This is a genomic window from bacterium (assembly GCA_022763185.1).
Classification (GTDB): Bacteria; Bdellovibrionota_G; JALEGL01; order JALEGL01; family JALEGL01; genus JALEGL01.
On the sequence record JALEGL010000012.1, the window covers coordinates 20,315 to 40,266 of the forward strand.

Below are 19,952 nucleotides of genomic sequence, written 5' to 3' on the forward strand. Positions count from 1 at the left end.
AAGGTACAAGTATGATTAATCGAATTATAAAATTTTCAGTACAAAACAGATTATTGGTTTTTATCGCGACAGGGGCTCTTGCTGTGTTTGGAGTTAAAGCTTTTCAAGCGCTCTCTATTGACGCGGTCCCCGACATTACCAATACGCAAGTTCAAATCAATACACCGGTTGATGGGCTTATCCCCGAAGAGATCGAACGTATGATTACCTTTCCGATTGAGTATGTCATGAATGGAATGCCAGGGGTGGAAACCGTTCGGTCGATTTCTCGTTACGGTATCTCTCAAGTGACGGTGGTGTTTGATGAGGGCTTTGATATTTACCGAGCCCGTCAATTGGTTTCTGAGCGTCTTCAAACCATTGAACTTCCTGAAAATGTCATGCCACAAATGGGACCTATCAGTACGGGCTTAGGGGAAATTGTTCACTACTCTGTGGAAGCCAAGCAGCCTTCTCAAGATCCTGAAGAGCGACTACAGGAACTTATGGAGTTAAGGTCTATCCAGGAGTGGCAGATTAAACCTAGACTCTTGACTACAAAAGGTGTGACAGAAGTTAATACGATCGGAGGCTTTGAGAAACAATTTTTTGTTCAACCCAATATTCCTAAAATGACTCAATATGGAATTCACTTCGACGACATAGAGCAATCCATCTCTCAAACAAATGTAAATGTAGGGGGGAGTTACATTCAACAAACCGGTGAACAATTGTTGGTACGTGGGATCGGCCTCCTTAAAGGTATAGAAGATATTGAGAATGTGGTTGTTAAACAGCTTTCAACCTTAAAAGTTATTCGAGTTAAAGATATTGCTACTGTTAAATTAGACAAAGAGATTCGAACCGGAGCGGCTACGGTCAATGGTGAAGAGTCCATTATCGGAACCACCTTCATGCTCTTAGGAGAAAATAGTAGAACCGTATCTATTCGTGTCGTAGAACAACTGGACGAAATTAAAAAAACACTCCCAAAGTGGGTTGAAATCAATGTTCTGTATGATCGATCAACGATGGTTAACTCTACCTTAGGTACCGTAGAACATAACCTTCTTTTAGGTGCTTCGCTCGTGATCATTATTCTCATGCTTTTGGTTGGAAACCTTCGTGCAGCTTTAATCACGGCCATTGTTATTCCATTATCTCTCTTGATTACATTTATTTTAATGAAATGGCGTGGGGTTTCCGGAAACCTTATGAGTTTAGGTGCTTTAGACTTTGGAATCATTGTTGATGGTGCTGTTATTGTGGTGGAGAATTGTGTCAGACGTATACATGCAAAGGGTCAAGAATTAAAAAGAGATTTATCACGTCAAGAAGTTAAACAAGAAGTCATTGATGCTTCGATTGAAATTCGACAAGCAGCAGGATTTGGCGAAATGATTGTGATCGTTGTATTTATTCCATTACTTGTTCTTACCGGCGTAGAGGGAAAAATGTTTGTTCCGATGGCTCAGACCTTTATTATGGCCTTGGCTTCGGCATTGTTTTTGTCCTTTACGTTAGTACCGGCATTAAGTGCGACGATCATGAGCGGAAAGGTTCGTGAAAACAAAACCATTTTGATGCGAGTTACAGAAAAACTATTTCAACCTGTTTTAAAGCAGGCACTCAGGTTTAAATACTTGGTGATGTCTATAGGTATAGCTTCTATTTTTGGTGGTGTGTTTTTGTTTTCCCAGATGGGGTCAGAGTTTATTCCCAAATTAGATGAAGGGGATTTCGCAGTTCAGTTTATTAGGCCTGCTAACATCAGTACACAAAACTCGGTTGACTTACAGCGAATTTCTGAGAAGGTTATAAAGTCATTTCCAGAAGTAAAAGATGTATTTGCGCGAACTGGTGCAGCCGAAGTTGCAACTGATCCGATGGGAGTAAATATCTCTGACAGTTATGTGATGCTCAATGAAAAAAACAAATGGAGTGGGTCGATTCAAAGCAAGAAAGAACTCATTGAGGCAGTTCGGAAAAAGCTCGAATTAACAGTTCCTGGGCAGACTCTTCTTATTTCACAACCTGTAGAACTACGCTTTAATGAACTGCTTGAAGGAACTCGGGCGGAAGTGTCTGCAAAAATCTATGGTGACGATCTTGATCTCTTGATTGACTATTCAAAGGATCTTGCCAATGTCCTCAGTCAAGTTCCAGGTGTTGGTGAAGCGGAGTCAGAGTCCAGTGGTAAGGCACCCATGCTTCAGTATTCACCGAAGCAGGAAGTGTTGAGTCAATTAGGCGTCAGTGATCGTCCGGTGTTGGACGTTATTGAAACAGCTTTGGGTGGGCGAGAGATAGGTAGTATTTATGAAGGTGTAAAACGTTATCCCATTATTGCTAGACTTTCTGGAGAAGAACGTAAGGATCTTAAAACTATCCGAACTCTTCCGGTGGGTATCTCCGAAGGGTATACCGTCCCAATTGAGAAAGTGGCTACGATTGATTATGTAGAAACCTTTTCTTCTGTTTCTAGAGAAAACTCTCAACGAAGAGTCGCAGTTTTAATTAATCCTGAAACCAGAGACATTGAGGGTTTTGTCAAAAAAGCACAGAAACTTGCCGATGAACAAATTAAATTACCTGAAGGATATTTCATTGAATGGGGAGGGAGTTTTAAAAATCTACAGACTGCAAAAGAACGGTTAAAGATTCTTATTCCTTTGGCCTTGTTAGCTATTCTGATGATGATCTACTTTGCTTTTCAGAATATAGGACAAGTTTTACTCATCTTTTTCTGTGCGCCTATGTCTTTGATTGGTGGTGTGCTAGCCCTGAAGTTTATGGGAATGCCGTTTAGTATCTCAGCAGGAGTTGGTTTTATTGCCTTATCAGGGATTAGTATTCTTAATGGTGTGGTGTTGGTAACATATTTCAATACACTTCGAGCTCAAGGTCTAAGTGTCGATGAAGTGGTTCATAAGGGAACAATGGTTCGTTTGCGACCTGTGCTTATGACAGCACTTATTGATATTTTTGGATTCTTGCCAATGATGTTGTCAACAGGCTTGGGAGCTGAAGTCCAAAGGCCTTTAGCTACGGTTGTAGTGGTTGGAATGTTCTTGGTAACCATACTAACATTGGTTGTGTTACCTTGTTTATACAGTGTGTTTAGCCGGTTTATGGTACAAAGGGGGATTTAAAATATGGCACACATTCATGATTATGAAATACAATCAAAAAAGCTTTACATTGCCATTGGGATCAATATTCTTCTGACCATAGCTCAAATTGTTGGGGGACTAATATCAGGAAGTTTATCTTTACTGGCAGATGCGCTTCACAACTTTAGTGATGCTGGAGCAATTTTGGTTGCTGTAATTGCACGAAAGATAGGACAAACACCGCCCAGTCCAACCATGACCTATGGGTATCAAAGGGCTGAAACATTGGGGACACTTATCAACAGTGTCTCACTTATTCTTGTTGGTTTCTACCTCATGTACGAATCCATCTCTCGCTATACAAGTCCTCAAACAATTGATGGATGGATAGTGATTTGGGTTGCTGGAATTGCTCTTGTAATTGACATAGCAACTGCACTTCTCACGCATTCAGCGGGTGCAAAATACAATATGAATATTCGCGCGGCCTTTATTCACAATATATCAGATGCACTTGCATCGGTGGTTGTGATTATTGCAGGTATTTTGATCATTTATTATCAATGGAACATAGTCGACCTGCTTGCAACCATTGGAATTTCTCTTTATGTCATCTTTCATGGAGGTGTACTCACGAAAAAGGCCATCCTGATTTTGATGCAGGCAACACCCGATGGTATTAATATAAACGAAATTAAGGACAGGTTAGAAAAAGTTGAAGGTGTTAAAAGAGTCTTTCATATTCATGTTTGGCAATTGGATGATCACAGAATTTGTTTTGAAGGGCACATAGAATTAGATGAAGCTAGCAATGTACGGAATGTAAAAAAGACTCTAAAAGAAATACTTCGAACTCAATTTCATATTGAGCACTCGACGATTGATGCAGAGATGATATAGAAATTAATGAAGTGTCAGATTGCGGATGTGAAATAGAAATCAAAGACCAAGAGCAAAGGGGAGTGTTGTATTGGCTTTTGGGCATAAATCTTACGATGTTTTTCTTTGAAATTGGTGTTGGGTGGTTTGCTCAATCCACGGCATTGATAGCAGACGCATTAGATATGTTTGCGGATGCCATTGTTTATAGTATTGCTTTGTACGCTGTAGGTAGATCATCTCAGCATAAAACAAAAGCCGCTCTTTTTAGCGGTTATTTTCAAAGCTTGCTAGGTTTTATGGTGATTGTGGATATTGTTCGAAGAATCGCCTTTGGAAGTGAACCCGAATCTCTATTTATGATGGGGATGGGAGCTATCGCCTTAGTGGCCAATGTTGTATGCCTTCTTTTGATTAAAAAACATAAAGATGGAGAAGTTCATATGCGCGCGAGTTGGATATTTTCAGCCAATGACGTTATTGCAAACATAGGTGTGATTCTTGGCGGCATACTTGTGTGGAAACTAGGTGTACGCTGGCCTGATCTTGCTATTGGCTTAATTATTGCCACTATTATTTTGAGAGGCGCACGTCACATCATCAAAGACGCAAAAAATTCTTGATCACGTATATAAAAAAATACAATTTTAGATGTTTAAAAAACAATCAAAAAATCAATTTAAAGCTGAAAGGCTCACTTGTGAATTTAAAAACTCAAGGCAAGAGTTGGATTGATAATAAATGAGAGAATTTAAAGATATCTATTTACAGCCGCTGTTGAGGTCAAAATAAAATTGTAACTATATAATTAGTAAATGCATAAAATTGAATTGACAATATACCTGTAGGGGGTATATAATTAAAAATACGATGCCTGGTAATGTACAGAAAAAAATCAAACAAGTTAATGAGACTTGTCATCCAGATCATACAAAGGATGTGATTCGCCTAAATCGAATCGAAGGGCAACTTGGCGGCATTCGTAAAATGATAGAGGAGCAAAGGTATTGTCCAGAAATACTTATGCAAACGCGTGCAGTAAAAGCGGCAATCAAATCACTTGAGGCCTCTATTTTAGAAAAACATTTAGAACATTGCGTTCTTAAAGCATTTAGTGCTAAAAATAAGAAAGCTAGAGAAGAAAAAATTAAGGAGCTTACGGAACTTTTTCGTAAAAACACTTAGATGAAATACGGATCAACATACTTGAAGATTATGAGCTTATTTATAGCTCTGTTTTTTGTATCACCACATCTTTGCTTGTGCTCAGTTAAAGACCTTGGGACGGCAGAAAAAAAAGAGAACAAACATCCCTCTAGCCATTGTCATGATCAAGCGGCTAATTCTGATGCATCAAATTCTAAAAAAAAGAATTGCTGTGGTGATGAAGGCCACATATGCGCAATAGATCTAGTTGTAGAATCTAAAGATGTTGTAAAGAGAATAACTCAAAGAGTGGTTGATCTTGCGCTTATCCCATTTATAAGTTCACAGCTTATAACACCTTCTTTTGTTTTGGCTCTTCCTCCAAATGCTTTTACAAAAGAATTCTATCTAAGGCCAAATCCTAGGCCGATCTATATTCAAAATCAAACCTTCTTGATCTGACTATCCTTTATTCTAATATTTAAAGTTGTTCCCATGCGTAAAAGTTTGGGTTTTGCAGTTATATTTTTTAAAGGTAGTAATTATGAAATATGTATTTCATGAAAGCATACTTGGTATGTCTTTAATGTTAATTATAGTTTTTTATGTAGGCTTTGCCCATGCAGAAAATACTCAAGAAGAAATAAATCATACAGTTAAAGTAAGTGTTCAAAGTGAGCAATTACAGGAATATATCGATACGGCCATTGCTAACAATGCCGGTCTTAAGGCAATATTCGAGTCTTATAAAGCGCAGAACTATAAATCTAAATACGTTGGTGCACTTCCTGATCCCAAACTATCGTATGCAAACTTTATTCAATCGGTTGAAACCCGGGTAGGGCCTCAAGAACATAAATTTGGAGTCTCTCAGTCTTTTCCTTGGTTTGGCACATTATCTCTTCAATCTAAGGTTGCACAAGATGATGCTCAGTTTTTGCTTTATCAATTTGAAGCAAAGCGACTTGAACTGATACGAAATGTGAAGGATATTTTTTACGATGCTTACTTTCTTGAACGTTCAATCAAAATATTGCATCAAAACATGGACCTCCTTGCTAATCTTGAGCGTGTTACTCGGTCGAGGTATCAATCTGGTATTGGCCAGTTTTCTGATGTGATTCGTTCACAAGTAGAGTTAGAGAAAGTGAAAGACCAATTGGTAAGCATAAAAGATTTAAAAAAACCTTTGATTGCACGATTTAATTCTGCCTTGAATGACTCAGGTCATACGATTTTAGAATGGCCTAATGCTATTCCATTGCCTCAAAGGTACATTGATATGAACAAAATGCGAGAACTTATGGAAATATCTAATCCACAACTCAAAGCGTTGGATAAAGTGACACAGAAAGAACAAAAGAAAATTAAATTAGCTAAGAAAGATGGGCTCCCTAATTTTAGTCTCGGGTTTGACTATATTATGACAGGAGAAGCGGCGAATGCTGTTACTGATAGTGGAAAAGATGCTATGGCGGTGATGGTTTCAATGGGCTTTCCCCTTTGGCGTGGTAAGTACACTAATCAGACCAAAGAGGCAAAATCAAAAGAAATATCAGCCCGCAATACACAAAAGGAAAAGTTAAATCAACTCACTGCTGATTTGTCTCAAGCCATTTATGAGTATTCAGAGGGGGTTCGAAAAGTTGAACTTTATCGAAATAACTTAGTTCCAAAAGGAAGGCAGTCTTTTGAGGCTACAAAAAGAGGGTATGAGGCGGGCAAAGCTTCGTTTAGTGATTTAATAGATTCGGAACGCTTGCTTCTTGAATTTCAACTTGCCAGCGAAGAAGCTCTAACTCGTGCAAGTAAAGCAGAGGCTTCAATTGATATGTTGATTGGAGATCAGTCCTTAAAAAATAAATCAAAGCCAGTTTCAACATCTATATTGTTAAAGGAGAACAAGTAATGAAAAATCCATTACATTTATTTCAAAAAATTTCACTAAAGTCCTTTTTAGAAAATGATCCGCGTAAAGTAGCTTTGATTAGTCTTCTTATTGGTGGCATATTGGGTGCTTTGTTATTTTCGCCAAAGTCTCAACATTCAATGGATATGAAAGAAAATTCTACATCACATCAAGGGCACAAGCACTCAGAAAGTATGGCTGAAAGAAAGATAGCAACTTGGACATGTTCCATGCACCCACAGATTCAAAAGGATAAACCTGGGCAATGCCCACTTTGCGGTATGGATCTTATTCCCATTGAGAACAATATGAGTGAACATTCTAAAGATACGGTTTTTGAAATGTCTGAAGCAGCTCAAAAATTGGCAGAAATTTCAACAACAAAAGTGGAACGTAAAATCGCAGAAGCTAAAATCAATCTAAATGGAACCATAAATTACGATGAAACTAAAGTAGAGTTTGTAACAGCTAGAGTTGGTGGAAGAATTGATCGAATGTTTGTTGACTATACTGGAGTCAATGTAAAGCGTGGTGATCATATGGTTTATTTGTATAGCCCAGAGCTCATTTCAGCTCAGGAAGAAATGATTCAAGCCATCAAGAATCAAGCTTCAATTGAAACAATAACGGCTACAAAAGAACGATTAAGATTATGGGGTTTAACGAGAAGACAAGTTGAACGCATAGCTAAACAAAAAAAAGCTACAGATCATACAACTATTACGTCACCAACGGCTGGTATTGTTATTAAAAAACATGTTTCTGAAGGTGCTTATGTAAAAACGGGAGATCGAATTTACACCATCGCTGACCTTTCTAAACTATGGGTTGAGATAGAAGCCTATGAATCAGATTTACGTTGGGTGCGATATGGTCAATACGTTGAATTTTCTACTGCTGCACACCCTGGAGAAAAATTTCATGGACAAGTGTCTTTTGTTGACCCTGTATTAAACCCAAAAACGCGAACAGTTAAACTTAGAGTTAATGTGAGTAATGAGGAAGGTAAACTAAAACCAGGCATGTTTGTGCGTGCATCTATAAAATCGAACATAGCAAGCGTGGGGCCTGTTGCTGATGCATCGATGAAAGGAAAGTGGATTTCTCCTATGCATCCAGAAATTATCAAAGATGGACCAGGAAAATGTGATGTATGTGGGATGGCACTCGTTCCCATAGAAACTTTGGGTTATATATCTGATCCAAAACAAGAAGATTTGCCTTTGGTGATTCCAGTTTCTGCTCCTCTTCTAACTGGAGAAAGAGCCATTGTATATGTTCGTGTTCCTAATGCTGATCGTCCGACATTTGAGGGAAGAGAAATTCATCTTGGAAGTCGAGCAGGAGATTATTACATTGTTAAACATGGACTGAGTGAAGGCGAAGAAGTTGTGACTAAAGGAAACTTTAAGATCGACAGTTCACTTCAAATTCAGGCCAAACCAAGCATGATGAATCCTGACGGTGGAAAGACTCCAAGTGAGCACAATCATTAAAATGAGGATCATAAAATGAATAACTCAAATCAAAATGACGCTATGTTAAACAAAACGATTGGATTTTTCTTAGAAAATAAACTCGTGGTGTTTTTGCTTGTGGCTTTCTTCTTAACTTGGGGAGCTATGGTGGCTCCATTTGATTGGGACATACCAGGGCTTCCTCGTAACCCTGTCCCAGTTGATGCCATTCCAGATATTGGTGAAAACCAACAAATTGTATTTACCAAGTGGATGGGGAGATCGCCACAAGATGTAGATGATCAAATTACGTATCCTTTAACTGTTTCACTTTTAGGCATTCCTGGAGTCAAAACCATTAGGAGCAACTCGTTTTTTGGATTCTCTAGTATCTATATTATTTTTAAAGAAGACGTTGATTTTTACTGGTCTCGTTCGAGGATTCTTGAAAAACTTTCTAGTCTTCCTGCGGATACACTTCCTGAAGGGGTGAAGCCAAGCTTGGGACCAGATGCCACCGCTTTGGGGCAAGTTTTTTGGTACACACTAGAAGGAAGAGATAAAGAGGGTAAACCAACTGGAGGATGGGATTTAGATGAACTGAGAACCCAACAAGATTGGTATGTTCGTTATGCACTTCAAGCAGTTGAAGGTGTTTCAGAAGTTGCTTCTGTAGGTGGTTTTATCAAAGAGTATCAAATTGATGTCGATCCTGATGCTATGCGCGCGAATAAAGTTACTTTGGATCATGTGTATCATGCGATTCGAAATTCAAATGTGGATGTGGGTGCCCGCACGATCGAAGTCAACAGCGCTGAATATGTTATTCGTGGTTTGGGTTTTATCAAAAACCTTAAAGATGTTGAACGTACGGTTGTCACCGTTCGAAATAATTCTCCTGTTTATGTACGAGATATTGCCCATGTTAGTTTTGGTCCAGCTTTACGTAGAGGAGCTTTAGACAAAGGCGGGGCAGAAGCTGTCGGCGGTGTGGTTGTGGCTCGTTATGGAGAAAACCCGTTGGCCACAATAAAACGCGTCAAAGAGCAAATTAAAAAAATTACACCCGGTCTACCCAGTAAAATATTAAATGATGGAACGCACTCTCAACTTTCTATTGTTCCATTTTATGATCGATCAGGACTTATTTATGAAACCTTAGGAACCTTAAATAAAGCATTGGCCGAAGAAATTTTAGTGACTATAATTGTGATTCTTCTCACAGTCCTTCATTTTAGAAGCTCTTTTCTTATTTCTGGATTGCTGCCTCTTTCGGTTTTGATGTGTTTTATCGCTATGAAACAATTCGGAGTAGATGCAAATGTTGTAGCTCTTTCTGGTATTGCAATTGCGATCGGAACCATGGTTGATATGGGTATTGTACTGAGTGAAAATATTCTTAAACATTTAAAAGATAAAAAGCCTGAAGAGTCTCAAACCGCTGTAATTTTTGAAGCAACTAGAGAGGTTGCAAGTGCCGTAATGACTGCTGTAGCAACAACAGTGGTAAGTTTTCTTCCAGTATTTGCGATGGAAGGTGCTGAAGGTAAACTTTTTAAACCCTTAGCATTTACCAAAACATTTGCTTTAATTGCATCTCTTGTTGTCGCTCTTTTTATTCTTCCAGCCATAGCAGACATTTTATTTCGTATAAAAAAACCAAAATTAGAAAAAGTGCAACATCGTTTTATAGCTTTAGGTCTTTTGCTTGGTGGAATTCTTTATACTGCTCTTTATCATGTATGGATTGGCGCTCTTCTTATTCTTTTTTCACTTTACCTTGGTTTCAAAGAGCGCTTACCAGTTACAATCATGAATAAAATTAAAGAGCCCTTAATTGCGATGGCTGTTCTATTGGTAGGCTTTATACTTACCAAAAATTGGCTTCCTTTAGGCAATCAAAAAGGATTTTTACCTAATTTACTCTTTGTGGCTTTAGTTACAACCTTAGTTCTCGGTAGTTTTTATTATTTTCAAAAACGTTATGAAGGTATTTTGGTATGGGCTTTGACGAATAAAAAAAAGTTTCTTTTGATTCCTGGTATAATTTTCGTGTTTGGTGGATGGGTATGGGCAAATTTAGGTAAAGAGTTTATGCCTCCATTAGACGAAGGCTCTTATTTATATATGCCTACCACTATGCCACATGCTTCTATTGGTGAAGCATTAGATGTGCTTCAAAAATTAGATCTTGCTATGGGGTCTATACCCGAAGTCGAAACAGCAGTTGGAAAATTAGGGCGTGCAGATACCCCTCTTGATCCAGCTCCAATTTCAATGTTTGAAATTGTAGTGAATTACAAACCTGAATATAAAGTAGATAAAAACGGGAAAAGATTACGCTTTAAATATGATCGAAAAAAAGATGATTTTGTTCGTTCATTCAAGGGTGAATTAATTCCAGACAGAAGAGGTAAGCCATATAGAAATTGGCGAAAACATATTAAGCATGCTGATGATATTTGGAAGGAGTTGACAAAAGTAGCCCAGATGCCTGGAACGACATCTGCGCCTAAACTTCAACCTATTGCAGCACGTATCATTATGTTGCAAAGTGGAATGCGAGCTCCGATGGGGTTAAAGATTAAAGGACCAGATTTAAAAACCATTGAGTCTTTTGGTTTACAAATTGAACAACTTTTAAAGGAAGTTCCTTCCATTGAAGCTGATTCAGTCATTGCAGATAGAATTGTAGGAAAACCATATTTAGAAATTAAAATTGATCGAGATGCTATAGCTCGTTACGGAATTTCAATAAGAAAAGTTCAGGATATTATTGAAATCGCTATTGGTGGTCGTCAAGTTACAACAACAGTGGAAGGGCGAGAGCGTTATCCGGTACGAGTCCGTTATCAAAGAGAACTTCGAGATGATATTGAGTCTCTTGAGGATATTTTGGTTCCGGCTTCTGATGGTACGCAAATCCCATTGATTCAATTATCAGAGATTCAATACGTTCGAGGGCCACAAGTAATTAAGAGCGAAGACACATTTCTTACGGGATACGTGCTATTTGATAAAAAACCACAAAAAGCCGAGGTTGACGTCGTTGAAGAAGCTTCAGCATTTTTAAACCAACAGATTAAAAGTGGTGCTTTGACTGTGCCTTCTGGTATTTCATTTGATTTTGCAGGAAACTATGAAAACCAATTGCGTTCTGAAAAGAAGCTACGTGTGGTGTTGCCACTGGCATTATTTATTATTTTTCTTATTCTTTATTTTCAGTTTAAGGCGGTATCGACAACACTTATTGTGTTTTCCGGGATTTTGCTAGCATGGTCAGGCGGTTTCATATTGATATGGCTTTATGGGCAGAACTGGTTTATGAATTTTGGATTCTTTGGAGTCAACCTTCATAATCTTTTTCAAATGGGTCCAATCAACCTTAGTGTGGCTGTTTGGGTTGGGTTTTTAGCTTTATTTGGAATTGCATCTGATGACGGCGTAATGATGGCGACATACCTTAAGCAAAGTTTTGAAAAGTCTAAGCCACAGTCTATAAATGAAATTCAAAAAGCAGTTGTGATTGGAGCAAAGAAAAGAATACGCCCATGTATGATGACGACGGCTACCACAGTGTTAGCTTTAGTTCCAGTGTTAACGAGTTCAGGTAGAGGTTCCGATATTATGCTTCCTATGGCGATACCTTCTGTAGGAGGAATGTTAGTTGCTGTAATCACAACTCTATTGGTTCCAGTTTTATTCAGCAGCATACAAGAAAGGAAGTTATTGAAATGAAACTGAGATTAGCAGTGATTGCAATAGGTTTTGTTTTACTATGTGAGTGGGTAAATGCGCATGAGCCAGCTCTTCATAAAAACAAAGAAACTTTAAATTTTAATAATAAAAAATCTTTAAAGGTAGATCAAAATGGTTTTGAAATCATTTCTAATGAACCAACAAAAAAACAGCTTGATAAAATAAACGCTTTATATCAGAAAAAAGTATACAAAATTTTCAAAAAAAAATGTCTAGATTGTCATGGTAGTTCTAACTCAAAGCCATGGTATGCCCAAATTCCTGGCCCAAAAAAACTAATCAACAATGATATTAAAGAAGCTAAGAAGCATATGGATATGAGCAAGGGTTTTCCTTTTAAAGGACATGGAGCACCTGTTGATGACCTTGATGCTATTGAAAGAGTTTTAAAAGAGGATTCCATGCCACCATTTCGTTATAAGCTAGTGCACTGGTGGTCTGGAGTAACAGCAAAAGAAAAGTCTACAATTCATCAGTGGATTGAAGAAAGTAAAAAAATAATAAAAATAAAAAAAGGAAAGTAAAATGAAAAAAAAATTAAGCGTAATTGTTTTGGCAATTTTAGTATCAGCTTGTGATAATAACCAGCCTGTTCAAGAAGGGCACAAACATGAAAAAAAAATGTCTAATAAAAATATAGAACAAAAAAAAGTTAATTCAGAAAATATTCCTGAAGAGCTGAATGGCCTTTTAAAAATAAATGAAGACTTACATGCAGCATACTTTAACTATGATCAAGATGCGATAAAAAAACATATTGTTTCTATTACATCATACGTTAAAGAAATAAAAAATAGTGAACTTCAAAAAAAACTTTCAGTAGCCACTCAAAGCTTTGAAGGTTTGAGTGAAGAAAGTTCAAGGGAAATATTTAACGAAAAGTATCATCTTTTTAATATTCAATTGATAGAAGTTTTAGATCAATATCGTCCAAGTGAAACATATAGCAGATATCACTGTCCAATGGTGAAGAAGGATTGGATACAAAACACAGTTAAAGACAACAATAAAACCAAAAACCCATATGCACCAGAAATGAAAAGCTGTGGAGTAAGAAAGTCTTAAAATTTAAGATGGAGAGTATATTTTTTAAAAAATAGATTGAATATAACTTAGGTTAGTTCGGCTAGATATTTGATTATATTATTTAATACCCATCTAGCTGAACTATCAATTAATAGAACTGTAGTCTTTTTAAAAAAGCTAGAGAGATAAAATGTTAAGATATTTTAAACCTAAAAACTATTAAAAGGAGAAGAAAATGAATTCTTATACACGATTTTTTAGCATGATTTTTACATCTACATTGGTCATGTTAGTACTTATGTATTTAAATACATATTCAATAGATCATGTGTTCTTTAGCGAAACCCGATTATACATGACCATCTATATGGGAGCTGCAATGGCAATTATTATGCTTTTATTTATGCTTCATATGTACGAAAATAAAAGCAAGAATATTACTATTTTACTGGTTTCGTTTACGTTTTTTATCGCTGGATTTTTTTTGGTTCGCTCCCAAGCAACGATTGAAGATAAGTCATGGATGAAAGCAATGATTCCTCACCATTCAATTGCTGTACTAACCAGTGAACGTGCTGGTATTGAAGACCTTAGAGTGAAAAAATTAGCAAATCAAATTATAGAAGCACAGCGTAGAGAAATCAAAGAGATGAAGTGGTTAATTCAGGATATAAAGAAAAATGGTATTGCAAAAAATCAAGTAGAGGCAAACAACAGGCCCATTCCACAATTTAAAGGAGATTTATAATGGAAAAAACTGCACAGCTTTACCGTATGGTGATGGAAAAACATATTTGTCCATTTGGCATAAAAGCTAAATATTTGCTTGAGAAAAATGGATATACGGTTGAGGATCATCACTTAAAAACTCGAGAGGAAACAGATCGATTTAAAGATAAACATAGTGTTGAGACAACACCACAAGCTTTTATAAATGGTGAGAGGATTGGTGGCTATACAGACCTTCTAAAATATTTTGGCAAAGCTAAAAATGAAACTGCTAATAAAAAAACCTATAAGCCTATTATCGCTGTATTTTCTGTTACATCTCTTTTAGCAATTTCTTTGGTATATTTCAGCTCAGGTAAGTTTCAGCTAGTACGATCTTTGGAGTTATTTATTGCTTTGAGCATGTGTGTGCTGGCAATTTTAAAATTAAGAGATCTGGAGTCTTTTACAAATCAATTTCTTGGCTATGACTTGTTGGCTAAGCGGTGGGTTCCTTATGCATATATTTATCCTTTTGCTGAAGCTGGATCAGGTATTTTAATGGCTGGAAAACAATTAACATTTATTTCAGCCCCAGTAGCAATGTTTATAGGTTTGATTGGAGGCATATCAGTTTTTTATGCCGTTTATATTCAAAAACGAGATTTGAAATGCGCTTGTGTGGGAGGAAATAGCAATGTACCTTTAGGGTTCATTTCTCTAACTGAGAATATTATGATGGTGAGTATGGCAATATGGATGATCATTAATGTAAAAGTCAGTTAAAATATTTAGAACAAAAAAATAAGGAACTTAATGATGAAATACAAATACTCAAGAAGACAATTTATTTCAGATTTTGCAATAAAAGGAACCTTCGTAGCTGCTATGTCATGGGGATTTAATCTTCTTTTGTGGGCGAAATCAAGCTTAGAAAAAGAAATTCATAAAAAAAGCATGACCTGAAAATTGTTAAAACGAAAATATCTATTGGGAACAAGGCTGGAAAAGCAACCAAATGAAAAATAGTGTCAAATATACTTCACTGTTGTTAGCACTTGCAGTTATAGTCTTTTTCTATAGCGCACCTAAAATTAGAAATTTTGTTCACAATAAAAATGCCTATAGACCACTGTTCAAAACTTCCTCAGGAAACGGGAAAAAAGTTCTGTTTTTACATGGACTATCTGGAACTCACGCCTATTGGGTGCCGCTCAAAAATTCTTTGGATAAAAGTAGGTACCACACCGTAGCGCTAGATTTACTAGGTTTTGGACAGTCTCCATGGCCAGATGTTGAATATTCGATGGATGATCATATTAATGCGATTCTTTCTTCCCTTGATCCAGGAGAATTTACTATCGTCGCACATTCTTTAGGTACGTTAATCGCACTTGAGCTTAAGCATAGATATCCTGAACGATTTAAAAAGTTAGTTTTGCTAGCACCTCTCGAAATAAAAGATAGAGATGTTTTAAAGAAGATTCTGAAAAAGCGAAATATGATTGAATCTGTTATGGCGTTAGATAGATTTTGGGCACCTTTAGTCTGTCATATACATGAAGCGCTAGGGCCACTTTCTTTTTATATGCTTAGACCTTTCATTCCAAAATATCTTCCCGATAATATTGTAGAAGGTGCTAGACTTCATCGTTGGGAATCTTATAATGGGTCATTGGAGAATATTGTTTTAAATAAACAGAGCAGCAACTATTTAAATAATGATTTTGAAGGTATTGATATTTATATGGGAGTATCAGATCCCTATAGTAAACCCCTTACTTCTACTTTAGATCAGACTAGTTATAGACTTTTAATCGGAGGGCATAATTTTATCTGGGAAAATTCAGATAATGTAAAATTTATTTTAAGCCATAGTTTTGGAAGATAGTTATTTATAAATAAAGCTAACGATAGTTGGGAATTGTAATTACAATTACGTTAAAATATCTTGTCTTGATATAGCCATATTTTAGCGATGATTCTACATTCATTTCCAACTGTTTGCATTAGACTAAGGGAAAGAAATGGGAAAGAAGAATCATGACAAGAGATGATTTGCGATGTAATACGATGTTATCAAAGTGTGATTAAGTTATTGTTATTGTTGAATTTAGCAATGATTTTAATATCTTAGAAAAAGGGCAATTTCGCCCAGTCGTTCCGACCATTTCTGGATTTAAATTATTGAAATCATTGAATGAAACTAGAGTTCTTCAACAGCTGTCCCGACCATTTTTATTTAGGAATAATAAAAGTTAAGTTGTGTTTGTTTGTATTGAAAGATTATTGAAAGAAAAGCGAAAGAATAGTATGCTAAATATTCAATGAAGCTATTGTTTGATTATACCCCATCAATCATTAAATTATTACAAGAAATATCAAAGCTTGAAGGTGAACTTCAAGCAACCAAGTATACAATTAATGAGAAAGAATTGTTTGCATCAAAAGCATCCATTGAAGCTGTTCATTATTCAACAAAGATAGAGGGTAATGCTCTAACCCTAGAGCAGGTGACGTTAGCATTGAGTGATAAGTCTAGTTTGAAAATAAAAAATCAAAGAGATTTAAAAGAAGTCCTTAATTATGCCAAAGCTAGAAATAAAATTATACATGAGTTTGCAAAAGAAAAAACAATAACAGTTAAGCAGGTTTTAAACTTACATCAAACTTTACTTAATGGCATTGTGAGTGGAAAGTTGAAAGGTCATTTTAGAGAAGCACAAAACATCATTCAAGATACAAAATCTAAGTCTATAGTTTATATGCCACCTCAGTGGGAAGAAGTAGAAAGATTAATGCATGACTTGATTGTATGGACAAATCAAAGTTTATTTGCTGATACGAGTCCTCTTATTGTATCGGCATTGTTGCACTTTCAATTTGTGACAATACACCCATTTATGGATGGCAATGGTCGTTTGTCTAGACTGTTGTCAAACTATGTTTTATATGCAAATGGCTATACAGTTTTAAATTACAGTGCGTTAGAAAAACAACATGAAAGCGATAGGGCACTCTATTATCAAATGTTGAGAAAGCATCAAGCACAGACCTATTATGATATAAACCCAGATCAGAAGTTAAATGAATGGATAGAATACTGGCTGAGGTGTTTAAAGAGCGCGTATGTTGAAGCAAAAGAACGTTTGGGTAATGTATCAATAGATGATCAAACTTTACCTGAACGGTTAAAATCCGCTTTAAGTTTTTTTAGGAAGCACAAAAAACTCAAAGCATCTGATTACGCAGCCATCATGGGGCTAGGCAGAACTCAAGCAGTAGATGATTTAAAGCAGTTGGTAAATTTGGGATATATTAAAAGAGTGGGTGGAGGTCGTTCTACAGTATATGAAATTATTGAAAAATAATGTGGGCAAAGAAAAAGGATGATGTTTGAGCAGTTTGTTAATTCAAATAAGTTGGTAGTTAAAAAATATCAAAAGTAATTTCTAATTTTTTCATATTTAGTTTTATGGTAAATTTATAAAAGGCTTATGAAAAATACAGAGTGGGTCGTTAAAAAGTGGATAAAAAAGATATTGTTGAGCAAATTAAAAAGGTTGAATGCCTAGAGGATATACGTATTGTATTTGCCTGTGAATCAGGAAGCAGAGCCTGAGGATTTCCATCGCCTGATAGTGATTATGATGTCTGTTTTTTATACGTTCGCCATCAAAATTGGTACCTGTCCATACAAAATACGGTTGAGTAATATGGAATTGATTTATAAATCACATAAACTGTTTTAAGATATATTATCTTACAATAAAATTAATATTTGAACTTTCTGTGTAGCGATAACAGTTGATTGTTTGATGAGCCTGCCATGTATTTACATTGCCTTGAACAAACATAATTTGCGTTAGAAACACATGGCATATTCAATGGTTTTTTATTTACCTTGACACAACCCATCGCTCGCCACTTGTCCAATCGATAGCAATAAGAGCATTTGATATTGCATCAACCGCCAATGATTGATTCCTAGATGCGTCATATATAATGTTTTTTAGTTCATGGAAGGTTGGTTTATTACCAGTGCTGTTATCAGCAAGGATGGTACGGTTGCCTGTCGTTAAGTCCACTGAAAGAATTGCATCTATACTGCTTTCATCTGTGATAAGTACTCGATTACCTTCAGAGTCATAACTTGAGCTTGTAGGAGCCACCATTCCTTGCCCACTACCTGTACTGTCATCTGAAACAATAGTGCGGTCACCGGTAATTAAGTCCACTGAAAGTAAAGCATCAAGCCCTCTATCAACAACCAAAGCAGCACTGCTTGATGTGTCATAAGTGATGCTTACTGGTTGACTGAAGTCTGGGCCACTGCCGTTCGCATCATTTGAAATGACGGTACGATCCCCTGTAGTTAGGTCAACAGCAAGCAAAGTATCTATGTTACTGTCAATAACCAGCACTCGATTGTTTGTAGTATCAATAAAAAGATCTTGCGCAGCACTGAAATTAGGACCATTTCCAATGGAACTGTTTGAAATAATGGTACGGTCTCCAGTAGACAAGTTTATAGAAATCAATGCGTCTATACCTGCATCGGTAATTAAAGCTCTATTGGCAGATTCGTCATAGACAATGCCAATAGGCCAATTTAAATTAGGGCCAGTGCCATTAGCGTCATCAGAAACAATGCTTCGATTGCCCGTGATTAAATCTATTTCTATTAATGCATCTAAAGTTTCATCGTTAACGAATACTCGATTTTCTGAGGCGTCATAAGCCATGCCTCTTGGGAAGGTCATACTGGGTCCATTTCCTGTTGTGTCATTTGAAACAATGGTACGGTTGCCATTATTTAAGTCGACTGAAAAGATGACATCTAAGACACTGTCAACGATCAAAATTTGATTTGTAGAGTTATCGAACGACATGGATGTTGGTCTATTGAAAGTTGGCCCACTGCCGTTTGAATCATTAGATACAATAATGCGATTTCCTGTTGTCATAGAAACTGCAAACAAAGCATCCATACTTCTGTCTAGAATAAATGCGATATTAATAGAATCATCATAGACAATACTGGTTGGCCAACTGAAATCTGTTCCATTTCCTGTATTGCTATCAGAAATTATGGTTCGATTACCCGAAGTCAAATCAATGGATAATAATGCATCCAAGTCATTATCAACAACTAGAACGCGATTGTTATTTGTGTCATGAAACATTGCAACCGGATCCGCTAAACTGGGGCCAGTGCCATTTGAATCATTTGAAATAATAGAGCGATTGCCAGTAGTTAGATTCACTTCAAAAACTGAGCCTAAAATATCATCAAGAATTAAAACGCGACTTGAAGAGTTGTCGTAGGCAATATCGGTTGGGCCTTCTAAATTTGGCCCACTGCCAGTGTTATCATCTGAAATGATTGTACGATCACCTGTGTTTAAGTTTATGGAAAACAAAGCATCCAGCTGCCTATCTGTAACTAATGCAAGATTAGAAGCGTTATCATAGGCAATTGCTGTTGGGTTCTCTATGTTTGTACCGTTTCCTGTAATGTCATCAGAAATGATTTGCTTTGCATCTGTAGTTCTGTCAACTGAAATTAGTGCATCCAATATTTCATCTATCATTAGGATACGGTTGTTTGAGCTATCAAAAATCATATCTGAGATATTCACAATATAAAGCGGTTCACTTCTTTGGTTCCACTGTGTTGCAGTATCAGGAGGATTAATGGGCTTATCAGAATCTGAATTTGATCCACAGCCAGAACAAATAAGAATAAATATAATGCTAACAATTAATTCTATGAACGTATATTTCTTCATTTTATTTTCCTCATTGGTCCAAAGCTTTTAAAATTTATGTAATATCTAAAATAATCATAATATAATACTTATGCAAATGCTAAGTTTATACATTATTAAAAATACATAACATTAAAAGTAAAAAAAGAGTGTATTAATGAAAAAATTTACTTATTATGAACAGATCGACATAGTTTTTGAGTGA

Annotated in this window: 16 protein-coding genes and 1 pseudogene; 16 read left to right on the forward strand and 1 reads right to left on the reverse strand. The window is 36.4% G+C overall.

Going from position 1 to position 19,952, the window contains the following annotated elements; translation table 11 throughout:
- The first annotated feature begins 11 nt into the window (after positions 1 to 11).
- The 16 genes and pseudogenes from MRY82_07165 to MRY82_07240 all read left to right on the forward strand — a co-directional run bounded on the left by MRY82_07165 (position 12) and on the right by MRY82_07240 (position 17,673).
- Positions 12 to 3,131, forward strand: coding sequence for a CusA/CzcA family heavy metal efflux RND transporter (locus MRY82_07165; protein ID MCI5072701.1), 3,120 nt, complete (start codon positions 12 to 14; stop codon positions 3,129 to 3,131).
- Between the two features lie 3 nt (positions 3,132 to 3,134).
- The gene (locus tag MRY82_07170; protein MCI5072702.1) at positions 3,135 to 3,992 is read left to right on the forward strand and encodes a cation diffusion facilitator family transporter; all 858 of its coding nucleotides are present in this window, start codon (positions 3,135 to 3,137) and stop codon (positions 3,990 to 3,992) included.
- An 11-nt stretch (positions 3,993 to 4,003) separates the two neighbouring features.
- Entirely contained in the window at positions 4,004 to 4,594 is a 591-nt protein-coding gene (locus MRY82_07175; GenBank protein ID MCI5072703.1) for a cation diffusion facilitator family transporter, read from the forward strand.
- A 247-nt stretch (positions 4,595 to 4,841) separates the two neighbouring features.
- The gene (locus MRY82_07180; protein MCI5072704.1) at positions 4,842 to 5,156 is read left to right on the forward strand and encodes a metal-sensitive transcriptional regulator; all 315 of its coding nucleotides are present in this window, start codon (positions 4,842 to 4,844) and stop codon (positions 5,154 to 5,156) included.
- Positions 5,157 to 5,579 (forward strand): hypothetical protein, encoded by a 423-nt coding sequence (locus MRY82_07185; GenBank protein MCI5072705.1) that lies wholly within the window; start codon positions 5,157 to 5,159, stop codon positions 5,577 to 5,579.
- Between the two features lie 82 nt (positions 5,580 to 5,661).
- Positions 5,662 to 7,026, forward strand: a complete 1,365-nt coding sequence (locus tag MRY82_07190) for a TolC family protein (protein ID MCI5072706.1) — start codon at positions 5,662 to 5,664, stop codon at positions 7,024 to 7,026.
- Complete coding sequence (locus MRY82_07195; protein ID MCI5072707.1) at positions 7,026 to 8,522, forward strand: efflux RND transporter periplasmic adaptor subunit; 1,497 nt, start codon at positions 7,026 to 7,028, stop codon at positions 8,520 to 8,522. The genes MRY82_07190 and MRY82_07195 overlap by 1 nt, the downstream gene beginning before the upstream one ends.
- A 15-nt stretch (positions 8,523 to 8,537) precedes the next feature.
- On the forward strand, positions 8,538 to 12,221 hold the full coding sequence (locus MRY82_07200) for an efflux RND transporter permease subunit (protein MCI5072708.1): 3,684 nt from the start codon (positions 8,538 to 8,540) through the stop codon (positions 12,219 to 12,221).
- A 14-nt stretch (positions 12,222 to 12,235) separates the two neighbouring features.
- Positions 12,236 to 12,766 carry a heme-binding domain-containing protein gene (locus MRY82_07205; protein MCI5072709.1) on the forward strand — a complete coding sequence of 177 codons (531 nt, stop codon included), beginning with the start codon at positions 12,236 to 12,238 and terminating at the stop codon, positions 12,764 to 12,766.
- A 1-nt stretch (position 12,767) separates the two neighbouring features.
- Positions 12,768 to 13,307: a hypothetical protein gene (locus MRY82_07210; GenBank protein ID MCI5072710.1), complete on the forward strand. Its 540-nt coding sequence runs from the start codon at positions 12,768 to 12,770 to the stop codon at positions 13,305 to 13,307.
- Positions 13,308 to 13,503: 196 nt separating this feature from the next.
- Positions 13,504 to 14,016, forward strand: a complete 513-nt coding sequence (locus tag MRY82_07215; protein MCI5072711.1) for a DUF305 domain-containing protein — start codon at positions 13,504 to 13,506, stop codon at positions 14,014 to 14,016.
- On the forward strand, positions 14,016 to 14,762 hold the full coding sequence (locus MRY82_07220; GenBank protein MCI5072712.1) for a glutaredoxin: 747 nt from the start codon (positions 14,016 to 14,018) through the stop codon (positions 14,760 to 14,762). Before MRY82_07215 ends, MRY82_07220 begins: the two co-directional genes overlap by 1 nt.
- A 30-nt stretch (positions 14,763 to 14,792) precedes the next feature.
- Positions 14,793 to 14,942, forward strand: a complete 150-nt coding sequence (locus MRY82_07225; protein ID MCI5072713.1) for a hypothetical protein — start codon at positions 14,793 to 14,795, stop codon at positions 14,940 to 14,942.
- A gap of 52 nt (positions 14,943 to 14,994) precedes the next feature.
- Positions 14,995 to 15,867, forward strand: coding sequence for an alpha/beta hydrolase (locus tag MRY82_07230; protein MCI5072714.1), 873 nt, complete (start codon positions 14,995 to 14,997; stop codon positions 15,865 to 15,867).
- Between the two features lie 436 nt (positions 15,868 to 16,303).
- Entirely contained in the window at positions 16,304 to 17,347 is a 1,044-nt protein-coding gene (locus MRY82_07235; GenBank protein MCI5072715.1) for a Fic family protein, read from the forward strand.
- A gap of 155 nt (positions 17,348 to 17,502) precedes the next feature.
- Positions 17,503 to 17,673, forward strand: a pseudogene (locus MRY82_07240) (nucleotidyltransferase domain-containing protein).
- A 202-nt stretch (positions 17,674 to 17,875) separates the two neighbouring features.
- On the opposite strand, the gene MRY82_07245 reads toward MRY82_07240, so the two are convergent.
- The gene (locus tag MRY82_07245) at positions 17,876 to 19,768 is read right to left on the reverse strand and encodes a hypothetical protein (GenBank protein ID MCI5072716.1); all 1,893 of its coding nucleotides are present in this window, start codon (positions 19,766 to 19,768) and stop codon (positions 17,876 to 17,878) included.
- Between the last annotated feature and the right edge of the window lie 184 nt (positions 19,769 to 19,952).